We start from the raw sequence: 22,269 nt of genomic DNA on the forward strand, positions 1-22,269 counted from the left end.
GTGAGCACCATCCCCGACAACGCGATCGCGGTCGTCGGCATGGCCGGCAAATTCCCTGGCGCCAAGGATGTTTCGACCTTTTGGAGCAATCTGCGGCGGGGCAAGGAATCGATCGTCACGCTGTCCGAAGAGGAACTGCGCGAAGCCGGAGTCAGCGACAAGACGCTGGCCGACCCGTCCTATGTGCGTCGCGCTCCCCTGGTCGACGGGATCGACGAGTTTGACGCCGATTTCTTCGGGCTCCCACCGCTGGCGGCGCAGGTCCTGGACCCGCAGCACCGGTTGTTCCTGCAGTGCGCTTGGCATGCACTCGAAGACGCGAACTGCGACCCCGCCAAGTTCGACGGCTCGATCGGCGTCTACGGAACCTCCTCTCCCAGTGGCTATCTGCTACACAATCTGCTCTCGCACCGGGACCCGAACACGGTTTTGGCGGAAGGGCTCAACTTCGATCAGTTCAGCCTGTTCCTGCAGAACGACAAGGACTTCCTGGCAACGCGGATCTCGCACGCGTTCAACCTGCGTGGCCCCAGCATTGCCGTCCAAACCGCGTGCTCGTCGTCGCTGGTCGCGGTTCACCTGGCCTGCCTGAGCCTGCTGTCCGGCGAGTGTGACGTCGCACTGGCCGGCGGATCCTCGCTGTGCGTCCCCCACCACGTCGGTTACTTCACCTCGCCCGGATCGATGGTGTCGGCCGTGGGCCACTGCCGACCGTTCGACGTGCGATCGGATGGAACGGTCTTCGGCAGCGGCGTCGCGATGGTGGTCCTCAAGCCATTGCAGGCCGCCATCGACGCCGGGGATCGCATTCACGCCGTCATCCGCGGATCGGCGATCAACAATGACGGATCGGCGAAAATGGGTTATACGGCACCCAACCCCGCCGCCCAGGCCGATGTCATCGCGGAAGCTCACGCGGTGTCGGGCATCGACGCGTCGACGGTGAGCTACGTCGAGTGCCACGGCACCGGCACCCCGCTCGGTGACCCCATCGAAATCCAAGGACTCCGAACGGCTTTCGAGGCATCTGAGACCACCCGTACGGGTCCTTGCGTGCTGGGTTCGGTCAAGTCGAACATCGGCCACCTGGAAGTTGCCGCCGGGATCGCGGGTCTCATCAAGACGATTCTGTGCCTGAAAAACCGGGCGATCCCCGCGACGCTGCACTACACCAGCCCGAACCCGGAACTGCGGCTCGAGCAGAGCCCATTCGTCGTGCAGAACAAGTACGGCCCTTGGGAATGGGATGGGGTGCTGCGCGCCGGAGTGAGTTCGTTCGGCGTCGGCGGCACCAACGCGCACGTCGTGCTCGAGGAGGCACCGACGGTGCCTGCGCACGACGAGCCGGCCGGCCCCCAGGTGCTGCTGCTGTCGGCGCAAACCGCTGCGGCGCTTACGGAGTCGCGGACCGCCCTGGCCGAGGTGTTGGAGCGGTCGGACAGCCCAGACCTCTCCGATGTGGCCTACACGCTGTCCCGGCGGCGCAAGCACAACGTCACGATGGCCGCCGTCGTCAGCGACCGTGAAGAAGCGGCAACGGCGCTGCGCGCGGCCGACAACGACAGCATATTCGTCGGCGAATCCGTAGCCGGCGTCGCCGATGCCACCACAGCGGCGGCAGAACGGGTCGTCTTCCTCTTCCCCGGCCAGGGCGCCCAGCACGTCGGAATGGCCAAGGGGCTCTACGAGACCGAACCGGTCTTCGCCGAACACTTCGACGCCTGCGCCGCGGGATTCCGCGCGGAGATGGGTGTCGACCTCAATGCCGAGATCTTCAACGGAACCGCCACCGACTTGGAGCGCATCGACCGCTCACAACCGGCGCTGTTCACGGTGGAATACGCACTGGCCAAATTGGTCGACACCTATGGCGTGCGCGCCGGCGCATATATCGGGTACAGCACCGGCGAATACATCGCCGCCACCCTGGCCGGGGTCTTCGATCTCGAGACGGCGATCAAGACGGTCTCGTTGCGGGCCTGCCTGATGCACGAGTCACCCCCCGGCGCCATGGTCGCGGTGGCTGTGGGCCCCGATGACATTGCGCAGTACCTCGGCAACGGGGTGGAGCTGTCCGCGGTCAACGATCCCGGCAACTGCGTGGTCGCCGGGCCCAAGGACGAGATCCGGGCATTCAGCCAACGCCTCAACGAAGCCGGGATACCGGTGCGCCGGGTCCGCGCGACCCACGCTTTCCATTCCAGCTCGATGGAACCGATGCTCGGAGAGTTCCAGGAGTTTCTGTCCCGCCAGCAGTTGCGCGCCCCGCAAACACCGTTGTTGAGCAACCTCACCGGAACGTGGCTGTCCGAGCAGCAGGTCACCGATCCGGCTACCTGGGCGCGTCAGATCAGTTCCACGGTCCGGTTCGCTGACGAACTCGACGTGGTGCTGTCCCAACCGAACCGGATCCTGGTTGAAATCGGGCCCGGTGGCAGCCTGACCGGTTCGGCGATCCGGCATCCGAAATGGTCGGACGGGCACCGCAGCGTCCGGCTCATGCGTCACCCGATCCAGAACCTGGATGACCGCGAAACTTTCCTGCGCGCGCTGGGTGAACTCTGGTCGGCCGGAGTTGACGTGGACTGGACGCCGCGGCGTGCGGCTTCGCCGCGCATCGTCTCCCTGCCCGGTTATCCGTTTGCCCGCCAACGGCATTGGGTCGAGCCCAAGCACATGGCCTGGGCGCAGATTCCCACCGCGAGCAACGGCTCTTCGGTTGGCGCAAAGCTCGGCTCGGGCGCCGACTCGGGCATCCGCGGCGGTGCGCAAACCGGGGAGTCGCAGACCGAAGATGTCTTGCAGCGGATCTGGTCGCAGTGCCTGGGTGTCGGCTCGGTCGATCGAAACGCCAACTTCTTCGACATGGGCGGCGATTCCCTGATGGCGATCAGCATCGCGATGAGCGCCGCCAACGAAGGTCTGACCATCACGCCGCAGGATCTGTATGAACATCCCACCCTTGCGTCGTTGACGGCCGCCATCGATGCCTCGTTCGCGTCCAGCGGGTTGGCCAAGCCCCCGGAGGCCGACGCAAATCCGGCAGTTCCGCCCAACATCGCGTACTTCCTCGACCGTGGGTTGCGCGACACCGGCCGCTGGCGAGTACCACTGATCCTGCGACTGGATCCCCAAGTGGGCCCCGAAGACATTCGAGCGGTGCTGAGCGCGGTGACCAACCACCACGACGCGTTGCGCCTGCGCCTGGTCGAGAACGGCGGAGTGTGGGAGCAGCACATCGCAGCGCCTGCAGACTTCACCGAGCTTGCCACCCGGCAGCTTCCCGGTGACCCGGCCGCCGGCGAGGCGGATGAGCACAGCGCGGTCTCCAACATCGTGGCCGAGCTGATTGCCGAGCAAGGTGATTCGAACGCGCCGCTGATCGCCGTGCATGTCACTGCACCCAATGGTGGTGCGCAATACCTCGGTTTGGCATTGCACGAAATGGTTGCCGACGACGCCTCGCGTCAGCTGCTGGGCGCCGACATCATCACCGCGTTCGCGCAGCGGCTCGGCGATCAAGAGATCAAGCTGGACCCGGTCACCACCGGGTGGCGGGATTGGTCGGTGCGCTGCGCGGCTTTGGCGACCCACCCGGCGGCCCTCGACACCCGTTCGTACTGGATCGAGCAGTCGACCAAGGCCAACCTGTGGTTGACCGATGGCGATGCCGCCCAGCCACCCAGCGCCACCGATCTGACCAAGCTGCCCAGCGTGCTCAACGCCGAGCAGACATCCGAGCTCGACGATGCCCGGCGCCGGTTCCGGCGGTCGATTCAGACCATCTTGCTGGCCGCGCTCGGCCGAACGATCGCCCAAACCGTCGGTGACGGCGTCGTGGCCGTCGAGCTCGACGGCGAGGACCGCTCGGTGCTGCGGCCGGATGTCGACGTGCGCAAGACCGTCGGCAGGTTTACCACCTACTACCCGGTTGCCCTGACGTGTGCCACCGGGCAAGGCGCGGCAGCGCTCAAGGGGCTCGACGCCGTTCACGACACCCTCAAGTCGGTTCCGCACTATGGGATCGGATACGGGCTGCTGCGGTACCTGTATGCCCCGACCGGACGGGTGCTGGGTGCGCAGCGCACACCCGACATCCACTTCCGGTACGCCGGCACGATTCCCGAGCTGCCCCCCGTGGATGCTCCGGTACAGTTCGATTCCGACTTGGCAATGCCGGTGCGAGAGCCGCTCCCTGGGCTCGGCCACGCCGTCGAAATCCGGGCCTACCGGTCCGGCAGCTCGCTACATCTGGATTGGTGGTACGACACCCGGCGTATCACCGCGGAAACAGCAACGGCGCTGGCGCGGTCGTTCCCCACCGCACTCAGCGAACTGATCCAGGAGAGCATCGCGGCGGAGCAGGAAGAGCGCGACGAAGACGAAAAGGTTGGGGTAATCGAAGCCGGCGCTCTGGTGGACCTCTCGAGCCTGGATGCCGGCTGAGGAGGATTGGATGCGTAACAACGACTTGGCGGTAGAGGTTCGCGGGGTTCGCAAGGCCTTCGGCGACGTCGTGGCTCTCAACGACATCAGTTTCGAGGTTGGCCGCGGCGAGGTCATCGGTCTACTCGGCCCGAACGGGGCGGGCAAGACGACTATGGTGGACATCTTGTCCACCTTGACCCGCCCGGATGCCGGCTCGGCCCACGTCGCCGGATACGACGTGGTCGCCCAGCCGGCCGGAGTGCGGCGCTCGATCATGGTCACCGGGCAACAAGTGGCCGTCGACGACGGGCTGACCGGGGAGCAGAACCTGGTGTTGTTCGGCCGCCTCTACGGGCTGCGCAAGTCCCGTGCTCGCCAGCGGGCGCAGGAACTCCTCGATCAATTTGGCCTCACCTATGCCGGCAAGCGGCTGGTGCGCACCTACTCAGGCGGGATGCGTCGACGCATCGACATCGCGTGCGGACTGGTGGTCGAGCCGCAAGTGGCGTTCTTGGACGAGCCGACCACGGGGCTGGATCCCAGAAGCCGACAAGCCATTTGGGACCTGGTCACCAGTTTCAAGAAGCTTGGCATCGCCACCCTGCTTACCACGCAGTATCTCGAGGAGGCGGACGCGCTCAGCGACCGGATCATCCTGATCGATCACGGCAAGATCATTGCCGACGGTACCGCCAATGAGCTTAAGCACCGCGCCGGCGACACCTTCTGCGAGATTGTGCCGCGGCATCTGAAGGATCTGGGCGCTACCGTCGCCGCCCTCGGCTCGCTGTTGCCCGAGCACAACAGGGCCATGGTGACCTCGGAATCGGACCGCATCACGATGCCGGCTCCCGATGGCACCCGCACCCTCATCGAAGCGGCCCGAAGGATCGATGAGGCCAATATCGAGCTGGCCGACATCGCGCTGCGCCGGCCGTCTCTTGATGACGTATTCCTTTCCATGACAACCGATCCCAGTGAGGCCCACGCGCTGAGTCACGTGGCATCGGGGGCCATGCTGTGAGCATCTCGGCGGTCGACCCGACCCCAGTCCCGACCTTCAAGGGGGCAGGCCCGAGCCCGGCGAAACCACGTCTGTCGACGCTGCAGCAATGGTGGGTGCTCGTTGGACGCTTCACCAAACCGCGCCCGCGCGACCCGGAGCTGATCACCATGGTCGGCGCGCCAGTGGTCTTCACGGTGGGCTTCTACATACCGTTCGCCATACCGTGGAATCACTATGTGGGTGGCGGCGCCTCCGGTGTCGCCAGCAGCCTGGGGCAATACATCGCCCCGCTGATCGTGCTGCAGTCCATTTCGTTCGCCGCCATCTCCTCGGCCTTTCGGGCGGCCACCGATTCTCTGCAGGGCATCAATCGACGGTTCAGGTATATGCCGATCGCCCCGTTGACACCGGTAGTCGCCCGCGTGACAGCCGCGATCTACCGATGCTGCGTTGGTCTGACGGTGGCGCTGATCTGCGGATACGCGATCGGCTTCCACTTCAATCGCGGACCGCTCTACATCGTCGGCTACTGCCTTTTGGCGATCGCAATCGGGGCGGTGCTGTCATTCGGTGCCGACCTACTCGGCACCGGCACCAAGAACCCCGATGCCATGCTGCCGTTGCTGTCGTTGCCCATCTTGATCTTTGGGCTGTTGTCCGTTGGTCTCATGCCGCTCAAGCTGTTTCCGCATTGGATCCACCCGTTTGTTCGCAACCAACCGATAACGCAATTCGTGGTGGCGCTGCGCGCGTTGGCCGGGGATACCACCAAGGCGGCCATACCGGTGACGTGGACGGTAATGACGCCGACCTTGGCGTGGCTAGCCGGCTTCGCCCTGCTCCTGGTGCCCGTGTCCATCATCGTTTTGTCCCGGCGGCCATGATCGGTATGACAAGTCAAGAAATCGCGTTTGCGCCCGCACAGTCCCAGCACACCAACCACTCTGCCCGGCTGCTCATTTCGCAGACTCTGGTGCAGACCCAGCGGATACTCACGCGCTGGTCGCGTGACTTCGTCACCCTCATCGAAGCGCTGGTCTTTCCGATTCTGTTCATGCTGGTGTTGAAGATCGTGCTCGGCAATCTGATCTATGCCGTAACCTACCATGATGCGATGTACAGCATCGTTCCGTTGATCGCACTCGGCGCCGCGATCACCGGATCGGCGTTCGTCGCGATCGACCTGATGCGAGAACGCACCAGCGGACTGCTCTCCCGACTGTGGGTGCTGCCAGTGCACCGGATGTCGGGTCTGATGGCCCGCATCCTGGCAGACGCGGTTCGGATTCTGTTCACCACTCTCGTGATGCTGGGCGTGGGGATCCTGATGGGCTTCGAGTTTCGCCAAGGTCTGATCGCGAGCCTCATGTGGCTGTGCGTTCCGGTGACGCTCGGCATCGCCTTCGCCGTCATGGTCACCACCGTGGCGCTCTATTCGTCGCAGGCAGTCATCGTCGAGGGGGTCGAGTTGACCCAGGCAATCGCGATCTTCTTCTCCACGGGTCTGATTCCGCTGGACCAATACCCACACTGGATTCAGCCGGTCGTGGCCCATCAGCCAGTAAGCTATGCGGTCTCGGCGATGCGCGGATTGTCGATGGGTGGCCCGGTCCTGTTTCCGATGATCGAGGTGCTGTTGTGGACCGCCGGCATCTGCGCGGCGTGCGCGGTTCCCCTGGCCGTTGGCTGGCGACGGGCCAGCACGCATTGATCCACCATGCAGTGAAGAACGGAGAGTCCTAACGTGTTCCCCGGAGCCGTAATCCGGAAGCTGGCGTTCAGCGAGGAAATATACGCCCGATACCAGGCTTTCACCTCGTTCACAGCGCATGTGCGAGGTCCGGTCGACATCGATGCGATGTCGGAGGCCTTCGACGCTCTCTTGCAGGCCCATCCGGTGTTCGCGGCCCATCTGGAGGAAGGCCCCGACGGGAACCACCACATTGTCGCCAATGACCTGCTGCACTCGGGGCTGGTAGTCATCGACGGCAGGCGGGCCGAAAACCCCCATGTGCAGCTCGATCAGCGCGACTCGCTGTTCAGGCTGCAGTTGACGCTCGGCGAGTCGGAGAGCCTGGTCACCGCGTATGTCCATCACAGCCTGGCCGACGCTCACCACCTCGGCAGCCTGCTTGACGAGCTGTTGTCCCGCTATACCGACGTGGTCACTACCGGCGACCCCGGTCCGATAACACCCGAGCCGGCGCCCGAACCAGCTGAAGAGCTGCTGAAGCGCCGCGGTATCAAGCAATCAGCGCTGACCGGGTTCGAGCGTTTCTTGCCGCTCTTGTTCGCCTATGACCTTCCGCCCATCGCCGAGGAGATGCGCAAGTTCGAAGCGCCCGAGCCGGTTCCGGTCACCAGGTGCCGACTCACCAGCCAGGAGACCGCCGACCTGGTCTCGTTCAGCCGAGACAATGGGCTCAGCTTCAACGCGGTGCTGGCGGCCGCTATCCTGCTCGCCGAGTGGCGGTTGCGCGAGACGCCGCACGTCCCAATTCCCTACTGCTACGCCGTAGATCTGCGCTTCCTTTTGAGCCCTCCGGTAGGGGCGACCGAGAGCACCAACCCGGTGGGATTGGCAACCTATCTCGCCGAGATTGGTCCCGACACCGACATCACCGAATTGGCAGCCGACATCGTCGCAACTTTCCGGGCTGACTTGTCCGACGGCATGATTCACCAATCGGCGCTTCGTTCCGGCAGGATCCTGGAGGGAACTCCCCCCGGACTGCCACCATTTGTCTTGTGCACGAACGTCAGTACGCTGCCGCCGATCCGCACACCGGAAGACGTGGAGCTGGTGGACTTCCACAGCAGGATCCACTGCGCGATGGATGTCCCCTTCGGCTTCTACGCCTGCTCGATCGCCACCGACCGGCTCTCGATCGAGCTGCACGGCAGCATCCCGGCGCCACAGCTCTTGTTGGACGCCATCCGCGACATCCTGTGCTCTGTTCCCTCAGAGTACGGGTTGTTCATGGAATGACCTGAGCCTGCGCGCTTTTGTAGATCCGACCTGTAGATCCCACCTTTTGTTGGATCGAACCCTTTTGGTTAGATCGCAGGCTGTATAGATCGGCTCTCGTTCGCCACCATCAGGCCTAGTTCGCTGCCATAAGGCACCGTTGCACTGCAGCGCACCTCGTGGGCTCACGAAGAACGCTACAGTGCAACGGATCCGCCGTTATGACGCCGCGGCTTGGGCTTCTTCCTCGGCCAATGTGTCGGCCAGATGCTGCGACAAGGCACGCGCAGTGTTATGGCTGGCGATGACCTTGGGCGACAGCCGCACCCCCGTCTCGGTTTCAATGTGGGTCCGCATCTCGAGCATGCCCAGCGAGTCCAGGCCATACTCGACGAACGGCCGGTCCGCGTCCACTGTGCGACGCAGGATCACACTGGCCTGCTCGGCTATCAGACGCCGCAGCCGACCGGCCCACTCCTCTTGCGGCAGCAACTTCAGCTCCGCGAGGAATTTACTTGGGCCCCTGGTGTTTTGACCGCTGGACTGGAACATCTCAGCCCACGGGCTGCGCCTGACCAGGTCTGCCAGCCATGGCGCACCGATGATCGGGATGTAGCCGGTGTAGGTGCGGGCATGGCGCAGCATCTGATCGAATGCGTACATACCCTCGTCGGGGGCGATCATGATTTCGCCACCTTCGGCCAAGAACGTGGCGCGGCCGACCTCACCCCACGCACCCCAGCCGATGGCACAGACCGGCAGGCCCTGAGCACGGCGCCAGTGAGCGAACGCGTCGACCCAGCTGTTGGCCGCCGCGTAGGCACCCTGACCGGGCGAACCCATCAGGGCCGCACCCGAGGAGAACAAGCAGAACCAGTCGAGCGGCTGTCCGGTCGATGCGCGATGCAGGTTCCAGGATCCGTAAACCTTGGGCGACCAGTCCCGATCGATCAGCTCGTCGGTGATGTTGCTCAACGTGGCGTCCTCGACCACCGCGGCCGCGTGCAGCACACCCCGCAGCGGAAGCCCGGTGGCGGTCGCCGCACTGACCAGACGGTCAGCGGTCTCCGGCTCGGCAATATTGCCGCACTCAACCACGATGTCAGCCCCATTAGCCCGCAGCCGCTCGATGGCCTGCCGCGATTTGGGGTTGGGCTGTGAGCGGGCAGTCAGCACGATCCGGCCGCAGCCCGCCGCGGCCATCTTCGAGGCGAAGAAGAGCCCCAGGCCGCCCAGGCCGCCGGTGATGATGTAGGATCCGTCGCTGCGGAACACCTCAACCTGCTCCGGAGGTACCACTACCCCTCTGCGCCCACTTCGCGGCATGTCGAGCAGCAGTTTGCCGGTGTGTGCGGCGTTACTCATCGTCCGGATAGCCTCGGCGGCTTCGGCCAATGGGTAGTGAGTGCACTCCGGTGCACTCAGCACACCTTCGGCGGTGAGGTTGTACACCGTCGAGAGCAACTCGCGGACCCGTTCGGGCTGGATGACCGACATCAGCCCGAGGTCCACGTAGTAGAACGTCAGGCCACGCCGGAACGGATACAGCCCCATCCGGGTGTTGCCGTACACATCGGCCTTGCCGATCTCGACGAACCGTCCGCCGAAGGCCAACAGCTCCAGGCCCGCGCGTTGGGCGGCACCCGTCAGCGAGTTCAGCACGATATCGACGCCGTACCCGTTTGTGTCGCGCCGGATCTGATCCGCGAACTCGATGCTGCGCGAGTCGTAAACGTGCTCGATGCCCATGTCGTTCAACAGCTGCCGACGTTCCGCATTGCCGGCTGTTGCGAATATCTGCGCCCCTGCGGCGCGCGCGATCGCGATGGCCGCCTGCCCCACACCACCGGTTGCGGAGTGGATCAGCACCCGGTCCCCGGCCTTGATTCCGGCCAGGTCGTTGAGGCCGTACCACGCGGTGGCGTGGGCGGTGGAGGACGCGGCCGCATGCTCGTCGGACAGGCCCGCCGGCAGTGTGACAGCGAGGTTGGCATCACAGGTGAGGTAGCTCCGCCAGCATCCGTCCTTGGAGAAGCCGCCAACCCGGTCACCGACCTGGTGATCCGTGACGCCCTCCCCGACCGCCGTCACCACGCCGACGAAGTCGGTCCCCGTCTCCGGCAGACGTCCCTCCAAGCTGGGGTACCGGCCGAAGGCGATCAGGACATCGGCGAAGTTGATGCTGGACATGGTCACCGCGACCTCGATCTGACCGGGCCCCGGCGGAACGCGGTCACAGGCGGCGAGTTCCAGCGTCTGCAGGTCACCCGGCGTGCGGATCTGCAGCCGCATGTTGTCACGCTCGTGGTCGACGATGGCGGTTTGCCGTTCGTCAGCGCTCAGTGGGCCGGGGAACAGGCGCGCCACGTACCACTCGCCACCGCGCCAGGCGGTCTCGTCTTCCTCGGATCCTCCCAACAGTTGCTGGGCCAGCTGTTCGGCCTGCGTGCTTTCGTCGACGTCGACCTGGGTTGTCTGCAACAGCGGATGCTCACTGCCAATCACCCGCAACAGGCCGCGCAGTCCGGCCTGCTCCAGATTGATCTCGTCTTCTGGCCGAACTCGCTGAGCCTGCCTGGTCACCACGAACAGACGCGGCAGCTCACCTTCCAGCTCGGCCAACTCCCGGGTGATCCGAACCAGGTGGCGCACCTGCTCACGACCCTGCAGCAGGCTCTGCTCATCCGCGTCGCCGCTACGTGGCCCACAGACGATCACCACACCCTTGTTGGCACGGGCCCGAAGCTGGGCGCGCAGCTTTTCGATGCCGCCGGCCAGATCGTCCTGTGCCGACCAGACCATGCTGGCGCACTCCGCGCCCTGGGATTTCAGAGCATCAGCCAACATCGTTGCCATCAAGTCCTCACCATCGGAGGCGCTGATGAGCAACCACGAGCCGGTCTCCTCGTCGAGGACCTCGGGCAGCTGTCGCTGTTGCCACTCGAGGGTCAGCAGACGCTCGCTGAGTACGCGGTCGCGTTCACCGCTTTCGGAGGTCCCGGTGCCCAGGCGCAGCCCACGCACGGCCAATAGCACGCAACCCTGCTCATCGAGCAGCTCCAGGTCGGCCTCGCCTCCATTGGCGTCGGCCTTGGTTACCCGCGTGTAGCAGTACTGGGCATTGCGGGTCGGCCCGTAGGCACGCAGGCTGCGCACACCCAATGGCAACAGCAAGCCGCCACCGCCGGTGCTCTTGACGCCCGCGGCGACGGACTGGAAGCAGGCATCCAGCAGCGCCGGGTGCACGCCGTAGGCCCCCTGCTGGAACCGAATCGACGCGGGCAGCGCCACTTCGGCCAGCACCGTGCTGCCTTCTGTCTCCGCGGTACGCGCGATGGTCAGACCGCTGAATGCGGGACCGTGCTGAATGCCACGTTCGACGAACGCTTCACGAAACTCGGCTCCGTTGACCGAGACGGGGTGGGCCGCCAACAGCGCTGCGATGTCGTAGGCCGGCGGCACGGATTCGTCGTCGCTGGCGCGCAACGCCGCGGTGGCGTGGCGCGTGGTTTCACCGTCAACATGGGTCTGCACCACGAAGTTGGCGACACCCGGCGAGTCCAGCGACGCGACGGCGTCGATCGGGGTCTCCTCATCGAGCAACAGCATCTGCTCAAAGGCCAGGTCGCGGACCTCGAATGCTTCGCCGAATACCTCGCCGGCGGCCGCCAACGCCATCTCGCAGTAAGCCGCGCCGGGAAGGGCGGCCACGTTGCGCACCTGGTGATCGCTTAGCCACGACAAGGTGTCGGTGCCGACATCGGTCTGCCAAACATGGCGCTCCGGCTGCTCGCTCAGCCGCACATGTGCGCCGAGCAACGGATGCACGGTGAGCGAGCAGGCACCTTGCGCCTTGCTGTCTTGTCCTTCACCGTCCACGAAGAAGCGCCGGTGCGTCCACGCCGGCAGCGGCGCATTCACCAACCGGCCGGCTGGATAGAGCACCGAGAAGTCCACGGCGGCTCCAGCGCTGTGCACATCGGTCAGCAGGCCGCGCAACCCGTGCGGCAGCGGCTGCTCCCGCCGCATACCGGCCAGAGCGGCCGCCGACATGTCGAGACTGCGGGCGTTCTGGTCGACGGCGTGGGTCAGCAGAGGGTGCGGCGAGAGCTCGGCGAAGACTCGGAAGCCGTCCTCTAGCGCGGCCTGCACCGCCGCAGCAAACTGCACGGTGTTGCGCAGGTTGTCCACCCAGTAAGCGGCGTCGCAGGTGGGCCGCTCTCGCGGATCAAACAGAGTGGCCGAGTAGTACGGAACCTTGGGAGCCGACGGGACGATATCCGCCAGCGCCGTGGCCAGATCTTCGAGGATTGGGTCGACTTGAGGCGAGTGCGACGCCACGTCCACTGCAACCTCGCGCGCCATCACCTCCCGCTGCTCCCACCGCGCAACGAGATCACGCACCGTTTCGGTGGCACCGCCGACTACCGTGGACTGCGGCGAGGCCACTACCGCGACGGCGACGTCATCGATGCCGCGGGCCATGAGCTCCGAATTCACTTGCTTGGCAGGTAGTTCCACTGATGCCATCGCGCCGGCTCCGGAGATCCGCAGCATCAGCTTGGACCGGCGGCTGATGACGCGTGCGCCGTCTTCCAGCGACAGCGAGCCAGCGACGACGGCCGCGGCCGCCTCACCCAGCGAGTGCCCAATCACGGCACCCGGGCGCACCCCGTAGGTCTTCTCCATGGTGGCGGCCAGCGCAACCTGCATGGCGAACAGGGTCGGCTGCACCTTGTCGATCCCAGTCACCTTTTCCGGCGCCGTCATCGCCTCGGTCACCGAAAAACCCGACTCGTGGGCGATCATCGGCTCTACCGCGGCAACGGTCGCAGCAAACACCGGTTCGTTGGCCAGCAGGTCGGCGCCCATGGCGGCCCACTGCGACCCCTGCCCCGAGAACACCCATACGGGTCCCCGGTCGCCGCGTCCGACCGCGGCCTCATACATGAGGTCACCCTCGGCGACCTCCTGCAAACCCTCGACCAGTTCGGGCAGGCTGGCGGCGACTACCGCGGTGCGCACCGGCCGATGCGCACGCCGGCGCGCCAGCGTGTAGGCCAGGTCGACCTCCTCGGTGGAGGCCGCGGAGTCCGCGCGACTACCCACCCACTCGGCGAGCTCACGTGCGGTCTGCCGGAGCCCGTCAGCCGAGGTGGAGGACAAAGCGAACAGCAATGGGCTGGCCATGCCGGGCTCCGCGGGGCCTTGATCGCTTGCCGGCGCTGGTGTGGGCGGTTCTTCGAGGATGGCGTGCACGTTGGTCCCCGACATCCCGAACGAGGACACCGCGATCCGCCTCGGCCCCTGGTCCTCGGGCCATGGCGTGATCTCGTGGGGCACATAGAGCCCCGTCTCGATCTCCGCAAGCTCGTCGGGCAGTCGGGTGTGGTGCACCATCGGTGGCACCACCCCGTGTCCAAGCGACAGGGTCGCCTTGATCAGTCCTACCGTTCCCGCGGCGGACTCGCTGTGCCCAATATTGGTCTTGACCGATCCGAGCATGCAGCGGCTGCCGCCGGCGCCGTACACCTGCGCCAGGCTCCGATACTCGATCGGGTCACCGACCGGGGTACCGGTGCCGTGCACCTCCACCGCTCCCACGCTGGCTGGGTCCACTCCTGCCGCCGCCAGGGCTTCGCGGTAGACGGCGACCTGCGCAGTCTCCGACGGCATGAGCAACGTCTCGGAGCGCCCGTCCTGATTGGCAGCGGTACCGCGTACCACCGCGAGGATCCGGTCTCCGTCGGCCAGCGCATCCGACAGTCGCTTGAGCACAACCACCGCGCAACCCTCGGAACGCACAAAACCGTCCGCGTCGACGTCGAACGCGTGGCAGCGACCGGTCGGAGAGAGCATGCCCTGCGAGGACAAGGAAACACTGCCGTTGGGCTCCAGCAGCAACGCACAGCCGCCGGCCAACGCGAGGTCGCTCTCCCCCTCGTGCAGGCTGCGGCAGGCCAGATGCACCGTGAGCAAACCGGAAGAGCATGCGGTGTCCACCGTCATCGCCGGACCGTGCAGGCCCAGCGTGTGGGCAATGCGCCCGGACGCCACACTGTTGATGAGGCCTGTCGACGCGTAGGGGCCCGCCAAGTCGCCCGCGAGGACCGTGCGCACCAGATAGTCCTCGTGGGACAGCCCAACGAACACACCCGTCGAGGATCCCGACAACGACGCCGGATCGAGACCGGCGTGCTCGATCGCCTCCCACGCGGTCTCCAGCAACTGCCGATGCTGCGGGTCGATCGAGGTCGCTTCCCGTTCGCTGACGCCAAAGAAATCGGCGTCGAAACCGGCGACGTCGTCGATGAACCCACCCCATCGCGACACCGTTCGACCAGGGACGCCCGGCTCGGGGTCGTAGTAGTCGTCAACGTCCCACCGGTCAGGTGGAATTTCGGAGACCAAGTCGTCACCGCGCAGCAAGGACTCCCAGAGCTTCTCGGGCGAGTCGACGCCTCCGGGCAGCCGGCATCCCATCCCGATAATCGCAACGGGCGTGGCAGGTTTTTGCATAAATCTATATTCCTTGTCTCAGCTCGACCGATCTCACACCGTTCAACCGGTGTGACACCGACGACACCACCGAATCATTCACAAGGGCAACGAAATGGCTACAACGCCGGTTCCGAAGCCGCCAATCCAGGCCAAGCCGGATCTCGACACCGCTGGCGGGTCTCGCAAGCAAGCCTAGACGACTCAGGGCACGCCGGGAGCACGGCTTGCGCGATTACCCGGCCTGTGACGGGTCCGACCGATTGAGCGGCGAGTGGCCCCGATCACCACGGTGTATATCAAGGGGCCGGACCCGAAGGACCCCGAGATCGGATGGTCTGACCGGCCTGCTGTGAGAAGAATGACCTTCAGCTGTGAGATGAATCGATCCGGCCGGCCAATCTCGCGTCACCCGGTGGCACACGTGGGCGAGGCACCGAACCAGGACGCAGGGACCCCCGAAGCCGCGCGCGGACCTACCAGGCCGGCCCCCACCAGGTTCTCCCCCACCAGCCCGGCCCTCAATCCCGCCGTCAATCCTGTTCTGCCCCAACGCATTCGCATGACGTTGCTGCGGAGCAGGCAGGGACCGGTGGGGCGGCTACTCCTTGCCGAAGCTGTACATCCGGTACGAGATATCACCGCTTTGCATTAGGCGGTACAGGGGGGTGCCCGTCACACCGATGTAGTTGCGGCCCGCGGCGCGCAAAAAGATCGGCAGATGGCGCTTTACCAGTTCTCGTGACTTCGGCGTATTGATGTCGATGCCGCGCAGAACCTCTGCGTTGATCTCTCGGTACGAAATTTGCTGCAGCCCGGCGGCGGCCAGTGCGGCCTCCCATTCGGCGATCTCAGTGCAGGGCCGGATATCCGCGTATGCGAAGTACCCCCCCCTGGGCGCAGCACCCGCTTCACCTCTTCGAGGAAAACTGGAAACCGCGGGTAGCAATGTGAGGCTTCCACGTTGAGCACCACATCAAAGGATTCGTCCTCGAAAGGTAGGTCCTCGGCATCGCCTTGCACGAAATCCAAACCGGGCAGGTTGTGCCGTTGTTGGCAGAACTTGATGCCGGCCGGGTTAAGGTCCAATGCCGTATACGAGGCGGGGCCCAGGGTACGGGTGAGGTAGGAGGCCCCGCCGCCATGGCCGCAACTGACCTCCAGCACGCGTTTACCACTCAGATCAGCCTGGGTCGCCGTCCGGTGATACAGGTTGATGTGGCATCGGTCCGGCTCGTCGGTCGCCTCCAATGGCAGGTCCATCGGCGGATCTTCCTCGTAAGCCCAGTTGATGAACACAAGCTCATCGGCACCGAGCCCACGGGTCATAAGCGGATACCAGTATTTCCAAATTTTCTTGTAGACCCGGGTGTGTGCGACGCCGGCGACGACACGGTGGGTACGACTTAAGGCCACGGGGAAGCAGTATGGCAGAGCACCTGTCCAAGAACGGTAAGAACGGCAAGAACGGCAACGGCGCGTCCGTGAAAATGCGGCGCAACCCGCCACCGCACTGCGGTGATGGCCGGGAATACGGACAAGGCCATTTGCTGCGCCCCTCGATTAGCCGGCCCCCACCGCCGGAAGTGACGCGACCCGAACCCGCCCAAGAAATGGGGCAGATCGACGGCAATCATTTCCCCGCGCATCCGTGCGCACAAGAAATCAAGATCAACCAGGTCGCTCGACCTACCCCCGCCGTTTGGTGAATGTCCACTAGACCACCGTTGAACTCGCGAAATGCAACTTTGACGCCCCTGCGGGGTGCCCGCCGCCCGGATTCGTGGGCAGGCCGGGGCAACGTTGCATCCAGGCCGGTAACGTGATGCCCATGAGTGTGCGTTCCCTTCCCGCGGCGCTTCGTGCCTGCGCCCGCCTGCAGCCCAACGACCCAGCGTTCACCTTCATGAACTACGAACGGGACTGGGACGGTGTAGCGGAGACGCTGACGTGGTCGCAGCTGTATCGGCGAACGCTGAACGTGGCCCGAGACCTGAGCAGTTGCGGGGCGGTCGGTGACCGTGCGGTGATCTTGGCTCCGCAGGGACTCGAATACATCGTCGCTTTCCTCGGCGCGCTGCAGGCCGGACGGATCGCGGTTCCGCTTTCGGTTCCCCAGGGCGGCGCCAGCGATGACCGCGCCACATCGGTGCTACGTGACGCGTCCCCGGTCGCGATTCTCACCACATCGCCGGTCATCGACGATGTAACCCAGCATGTTTCGGCTCAGTCCGCCGGGCCGGCTCCCTCGATCATCGAACTCGACCGGCTGGACCTGGACGCTTCGGCCGGATCTGGTGCCGGTGACGAAAACTACCCGGCTACGGCGTATTTGCAGTACACGTCGGGATCGACCCGCGAGCCTGCCGGCGTCGAGCTTTCGCACCAGAATCTGAGAACCAACTTCGAACAGCTGATGTCGGGCTACTTTGCCGACACCGATGGGCTCGCGCCACCGGACGCGACGCTGGTGTCGTGGCTGCCCTTCTACCACGACATGGGTCTGGTTCTGGGGGTCTGCGCACCGATTCTCGGTGGATATCAGGCAGTGCTTACCAGCCCGGTGTCGTTCCTGCAGCGTCCGGCGCGGTGGATGCAGATGCTGGCCACCAGTTCGCACGCATTTTCGGCAGCACCGAACTTCGCCTTCGAACTCGCGGCCAAAAAAGTGTCGGATGACGACATGGCCGGACATGATCTGGGCAATGTGCTGACCATCCTCAGCGGCAGCGAGCGGGTACAACCCGCAACCTTGAAGCGCTTCGCCGACCGCTTTGCCCGCTTCAATCTGCAGGAAAGGGTGCTCCGCCCGTCGTATGGCCTGGCCGAGGCAACGGTCTACGTGTCGACCAGCAGGCCAGCTCAGCCCCCCGAGATCCTGGACTTCGAGGCTGAAAGTTTGACCGCCGGTCAGGCGAAGCGGTGTGAAAGCGGAGCCGGCACCCAGTTGGTCAGCTACGTCTTGCCGCGCTCACCGTTGGTGCGAGTCGTCGACCCCGATACCTGCACCGAATGCCCGGAGGGGACGGTCGGCGAAATCTGGGTGCATGGCGACAACGTCGCCATCGGCTATTGGAACAAGCCGGAGGAAAGCGAGCGCACCTTCGGCGGAAAGTTAGCCTCGCCATCCGAAGGCACCCCCGAAGGTCCATGGCTAAGAACCGGAGACTCCGGATTCATCGAAGACACGAAAATGTTCATCATCGGCCGTATCAAGGATCTCTTGATCGTGTATGGACGCAACCACTCTCCCGATGACATCGAGGCCACGATTCAGGAAATCACCCGGAGCCGCTGCGCGGCGATATCCGTCCCCGGTGATCGCAGCACCGAGAAATTGGTCGCCATCATCGAACTCAGAAAGCGCGGCGACTCGGCTCAAGACACCCTCGAGATACTCGGCGCCATCAAGCGTGAAGTCACCTCGGCCCTGTCGAATTCGCACGGCCTCAGCGTCGCGGATCTGGTTCTGGTAGCGCCGGGTTCGATCCCGACCACGACCAGCGGCAAGGTCAGGCGGGCTGCGTGCGTCGAGCAGTATCGACAGCAGCAGTTCGCCCGCCTGGACGCCTAGCGTGTCAACCGACGGTACCCATAGGTCGTCGCGGCTGGTCAACTTCCTCATCGTCGCCGCCTGGATTGCGGTGGCGGTGATCGCGAACCTGGCTGTAGTGCTAGCGCCGGGAAAATCCAGCGACGCCGGCTCGGCGCTGTTGTCGCCAGATTCCACGGCGTCTGCCGCCAGCAGCCGGATTGGGCAGGCCTTCCCGGGCACCGGCACCAACGCGGTCGCCTACCTGGTGGTGGATGGGCGCGACACCCTTGGGCCCGCCGATCAGAACTACTACGACGCGGCGGTTAGCGCGCTGCGCGCGGACAGCCGCCACATCGGTTCCGTCCTCGACTGGTGGTCAGATCCTCTGACAGTCCCGCTGGGAACCGGCTCCGATGGCCACTCGGCGATCGCGATGGTCTGGCTGGTCGGCCAGGCCGGGTCAACCCAGGCGCGGGAATCGCTGCAAGCCGCGCAATCGGTGGTGCACAATCTGCCGGCAAGTGCGGGGCTACGCGCCCGCGTCGTAGGTCCGACGACGTCGAGCAGCGTGCCCGCGCACATGACGGCGTGGCAGGGCGCGGTGATCGTGCTCGCCACTGCGGTGATTGCCGTCCTACTACTGCTGTGGGCGCGCCGCTCGCTCGTGGCCGCCGCAGTCGTGCTGCTGACCGCCGGCCTCTCGCTCGCGGTGGCGTGGCCGCTGGCCGCCGCGCTGCGCGCTATCCCCGGACAGAACATCTCGGTCTTCACCGTGTTCTCCGCGACCCTGGCCGCGATACTGACAATCGGCACGATCGCCGCTTCCACCATGCTGGTCGCACGGCCCGGACATCACCCGGGTGCCACGGCGGCCCAGCCGGTGGGCCGAGCGGCATCCCGCGACAACCTGGCCGCGTTGGCCATGCCCGCAGCGGGCGTCGCGATACTCACCGCCCCGCTACTGCTGGCCCGAACGCCCGCGCTCCACGGAGTCGGCGTCGCCGCGCTGGGTGTCGTTGTGGCACTTGCGGCTTCGCTGACACTGTTGCCTGCCCTGATCGGGCTCACCGGGCCGTCACGGCTGTCCTCGTCACGACCCGTCGGCGCCCGCCGTTCACTGCCCGTGTCGATACCGCGCACCGCCGTAGTCGCCGCCCTGGTGCTCGCGGTGTGTGCGATACCGGTCATCGGGATGCAATGGGGCATCGGTGACGGCCCGGTGAAACCGGCCGCAGGCGGCACCAAGCGGGTGTTGCCTGGGCAACCACTGCCCGACGTGGTGATGCTCGAAGCCAAGCACGATCTGTCAGACCCAGCCGGGCTCATTGCCATCGACCAGGTCAGCCACCGGCTGATGGAGATTCCCGGCGTCCGCAGGGTGGAGTCGGCGGCATGGCCGGCCGGTGTGCCATGGACGGACGCGTCGCTGACCGCCGCTGCCGGAAGACTCAGCGATGAGCTCGATCGCGGGGCCGGCTCCTTCATGCCGCAGGTGAGAGCGATAAAGACGTTGGGGTCGATCGTCGATCAGATGTCCGGCGCGGTCGACGAGCTGGACCGCAGCGTCACCGCCGGTCTGGCCGGGGCAGCCCAAATTCAGCAGAACGTCGACGTCCTGATATCTGGCACCAACAACATCAAAGGCGTGACAGTGGAGTTGTCCGGATATCTGGATCCGGTCCGCGGTTGGATGGGCGACGTCCCGAACTGTCCCGCCGACATGTTGTGTGTCGCCGCGGGCAAGGTCATCGATCCCGTCGACAGGATGGTCGACGACGTGAAGTTGCTCACCGACGGGGCTGATCGCATCGCCGCGGTATCGCGCAAGACGCTGGGCGCCTTCTCCTCCGCGCCGCAGGTGGTCGCTCAAATGCGATCGGCACTGGCCCAGCTGCAGTCTTTTGTGCCCAACCTGGAAACGACCATCGAGAACACCCTCCCGCAACTCGTGCAGGTGTCGGCGTTCTTGAAGAATCTCAGGCTCGATTTCGCCAACACCGGCCAGGGTGGCTTCTATGTATCGGGTAAGACCCTCGCGGACCCGTCTTACCAGCAGGTACGGCAGTCGATGTTTTCGGCGGACGGGACGGCCACCCGGCTACTCGTCTTCTCCGACAGCAACCTCGGTCTGGACGCGTCGGCAAGGGCACAACAGCTCGAAGCCGCGGCCGGCAAGGCAATGAAGTACGGCAGCCTCGAGGACGCCGAAATCACCGTGAACGGGGCCGCCCAAGTGGCCACCGACGTCCGGGGCTCCCTCACCCACGATGCCGTGCTGCTGGCCGCCATGATGCTGGCGGTGCTGGTTCTGGTCAGCATGTGGCGCGGAGCGCTCACGGCCGTTGTGATGGCCGTCGGGTTGCTCGCGGCCTACCTCGCTGCGCTGGGCATTTCGACAGCCCTCTGGCAATATCTGGCGGGACGTGAGATACCCGCAGCGGTACCGTTGGTGTCCTTCGCCATCCTGGCGGCGTGCGGGCTTCCCTATCTCCTGGATCGCACGGGCACCCCGATCACCACCGAAGCCCCGATCACACCCGATGCACAGCCCGCGGATACCGCGGCGCTGCGCAGCGCCGGTGCGCCGCTGGCGGCCCTGACCGCGGTCTTCGGCCTGGGATTGGTGCTGGTCTCAGCCGGGTCGGTGGGCGCGCTGAGTCAGATCGGCACCGTGGTGCTGTTCGGCGTCGCCGCGCTGACGGTGGTGGCACGGGTGTGCATTCCGGCCGCGATGCAAGATCGGGCTGACCGCACCGTCGCGGCCGAGCCGGTCGCCGAGCCCGACCTAGCAACCGACTAGGTGTACTGACCTGACAGGTTAGGGACGCGGCTGGCGGGTGGTCGGCCGCCGAGCACGGTGTGGCCGCGGTGGTAATTGTCGGTGTGAAACCACCTGGGGAATTCGTCGTAGCGTTCGGTATCGCTGGTGTGGCGACGGGCGTAGGCCCACTCGTCGGCCAAGGTGCGGTGAAAGGGCTCGACTTTCGAGATTGAGTTGGTGCATTCCTAGACAGCTCGCACCCCACTCGGAGATCTTCGTCATGTCGCCACGCCACGCTCACCAGCGTCTGTGGTCAGCACACCTAGGCACCGGTCAGCGGCCGGCCCGGGCGATCAGTCGACGTTGACCGGTTCATTCCATTTGGACAACGTGACCTCGACGGCCCCGGAACCGAGGTCCACGTTGGCCCGAACGAGGCGGTGCGAACCATCTTGGGCGATCCACACGGTCGCCGGTCGCGGACTGCGCGCGCCAGGGTCCAAGATCTTGACGCTGTCTGTTGGCAGCGTTCCGGTGATCTTGCTGGTCTGGATTCCGTTGATGACCTCGTTGCCCTGCGACTGCAGGTTGGCGACACCGGAGAGCAACTTCGTCACCCCATTGATGGGGTCCAGCACGCGTGAGGCCGACAGATCAGCCACGGAGCCCAGATTGCTCCAGTCGTCGAACAGTTTGACCGAGATGTTGTCGTCCTTGACGCGGAACGGGACACCCGCCTCGCCGTTATAGGTGCAGTCACCCTTCGCGGCGAGCGGTTTGGCCCGGAGATCGACATCGGCGCTACTGATCCCGAGCATGCTGTCGACTTTCCCGGTTGTGCGGATCGCCAGATGCGCGCTGGTCAACGCCTTTGTCGCGTCGAGCGATTGCTCAACCTCGGCCATCAACGCCGGATCGGCCGGTACGGTGGTCGAGCTTTGGGCCTCGGGTTGCGATTTGTCGGAAGAACATCCGGACACCCACAAGACCAGACCAAGCGCTACCAGAAGGGCGGAGATGACCGCCGGTTTCCTTTGGTTCACTGCCTACCACCTCGCTGATATTGGCCGATA

General features: G+C 65.2%; 10 protein-coding genes and 2 pseudogenes. 8 read left to right on the top strand and 4 right to left on the bottom strand.

Going from position 1 to position 22,269, the window contains the following annotated elements:
• Genes G6N41_RS24440 through G6N41_RS24460 form a run of 5 tightly spaced genes read left to right on the top strand, consistent with a single transcriptional unit; the run spans window position 1 to window position 8,423 of the window.
• Entirely contained in the window at window positions 1-4,446 is a 4,446-nt protein-coding gene (locus tag G6N41_RS24440; RefSeq protein WP_198965916.1) for a type I polyketide synthase, read from the top strand.
• A 10-nt stretch (window positions 4,447-4,456) separates the two neighbouring features.
• Window positions 4,457-5,452, top strand: coding sequence for an ATP-binding cassette domain-containing protein (locus G6N41_RS24445; protein WP_198965917.1), 996 nt, complete (start codon window positions 4,457-4,459; stop codon window positions 5,450-5,452).
• The gene (locus tag G6N41_RS24450; RefSeq protein WP_198965918.1) at window positions 5,449-6,318 is read left to right on the top strand and encodes an ABC transporter permease; all 870 of its coding nucleotides are present in this window, start codon (window positions 5,449-5,451) and stop codon (window positions 6,316-6,318) included. Before G6N41_RS24445 ends, G6N41_RS24450 begins: the two co-directional genes overlap by 4 nt.
• Window positions 6,315-7,145 carry an ABC transporter permease gene (locus G6N41_RS24455; RefSeq protein ID WP_198965919.1) on the top strand — a complete coding sequence of 277 codons (831 nt, stop codon included), beginning with the start codon at window positions 6,315-6,317 and terminating at the stop codon, window positions 7,143-7,145. The genes G6N41_RS24450 and G6N41_RS24455 overlap by 4 nt, the downstream gene beginning before the upstream one ends.
• A gap of 33 nt (window positions 7,146-7,178) precedes the next feature.
• On the top strand, window positions 7,179-8,423 hold the full coding sequence (locus G6N41_RS24460; protein ID WP_020728220.1) for a phthiocerol/phthiodiolone dimycocerosyl transferase: 1,245 nt from the start codon (window positions 7,179-7,181) through the stop codon (window positions 8,421-8,423).
• 198 nt (window positions 8,424-8,621) lie between these two features.
• Here the strand turns inward: G6N41_RS24460 and pks2 are convergent, their stop codons facing one another.
• Window positions 8,622-14,921, bottom strand: coding sequence for a sulfolipid-1 biosynthesis phthioceranic/hydroxyphthioceranic acid synthase (gene pks2, locus G6N41_RS24465; RefSeq protein ID WP_198965920.1), 6,300 nt, complete (start codon window positions 14,919-14,921; stop codon window positions 8,622-8,624).
• A gap of 580 nt (window positions 14,922-15,501) precedes the next feature.
• Window positions 15,502-16,316 (bottom strand): annotated as a pseudogene (locus G6N41_RS24470) (phthiotriol/phenolphthiotriol dimycocerosates methyltransferase).
• 11 nt (window positions 16,317-16,327) lie between these two features.
• Here G6N41_RS24470 and G6N41_RS24475 point away from each other — a divergent pair.
• From G6N41_RS24475 to G6N41_RS24485, 3 genes are all read left to right on the top strand, one after another.
• Window positions 16,328-16,609 carry a hypothetical protein gene (locus G6N41_RS24475; protein ID WP_038579212.1) on the top strand — a complete coding sequence of 94 codons (282 nt, stop codon included), beginning with the start codon at window positions 16,328-16,330 and terminating at the stop codon, window positions 16,607-16,609.
• A gap of 122 nt (window positions 16,610-16,731) precedes the next feature.
• The gene (fadD28, locus tag G6N41_RS24480) at window positions 16,732-18,474 is read left to right on the top strand and encodes a fatty-acid--AMP ligase FAAL28/FadD28 (protein ID WP_198965921.1); all 1,743 of its coding nucleotides are present in this window, start codon (window positions 16,732-16,734) and stop codon (window positions 18,472-18,474) included.
• A 1-nt stretch (window position 18,475) separates the two neighbouring features.
• Window positions 18,476-21,235 (top strand): MMPL family transporter, encoded by a 2,760-nt coding sequence (locus G6N41_RS24485; protein ID WP_198965922.1) that lies wholly within the window; start codon window positions 18,476-18,478, stop codon window positions 21,233-21,235.
• On the opposite strand, the pseudogene G6N41_RS24490 reads toward G6N41_RS24485, so the two are convergent.
• Together G6N41_RS24490 and G6N41_RS24495 are read right to left on the bottom strand one after the other, a co-directional pair.
• Window positions 21,232-21,420 (bottom strand): annotated as a pseudogene (locus tag G6N41_RS24490) (IS481 family transposase); the annotation flags it as partial. The gene G6N41_RS24485 and the pseudogene G6N41_RS24490 sit on opposite strands and share 4 nt — an antisense overlap.
• A 129-nt stretch (window positions 21,421-21,549) precedes the next feature.
• Entirely contained in the window at window positions 21,550-22,239 is a 690-nt protein-coding gene (locus G6N41_RS24495) for an LppX_LprAFG lipoprotein (protein WP_198965923.1), read from the bottom strand.
• Between the last annotated feature and the right edge of the window lie 30 nt (window positions 22,240-22,269).

This window comes from Mycobacterium shottsii, from assembly GCF_010728525.1.
Classification (GTDB): Bacteria; Actinomycetota; Actinomycetes; order Mycobacteriales; family Mycobacteriaceae; genus Mycobacterium; species Mycobacterium marinum.

Bases quoted from the DNA above. Each gene is read 5' to 3' on its own strand.
- G6N41_RS24445 (WP_198965917.1), top strand. From the start codon at position 4,457: ATGCGTAACAACGACTTGGCGGTAGAGGTTCGCGGGGTTCGCAAGGCC.
- G6N41_RS24455 (WP_198965919.1), top strand. From the start codon at position 6,315: ATGATCGGTATGACAAGTCAAGAAATCGCGTTTGCGCCCGCACAGTCC.
- pks2 (WP_198965920.1), bottom strand. From the start codon at position 14,921: ATGCAAAAACCTGCCACGCCCGTTGCGATTATCGGGATGGGATGCCGG.
- G6N41_RS24475 (WP_038579212.1), top strand. From the start codon at position 16,328: ATGGCAGAGCACCTGTCCAAGAACGGTAAGAACGGCAAGAACGGCAAC.
- fadD28 (WP_198965921.1), top strand. From the start codon at position 16,732: ATGAGTGTGCGTTCCCTTCCCGCGGCGCTTCGTGCCTGCGCCCGCCTG.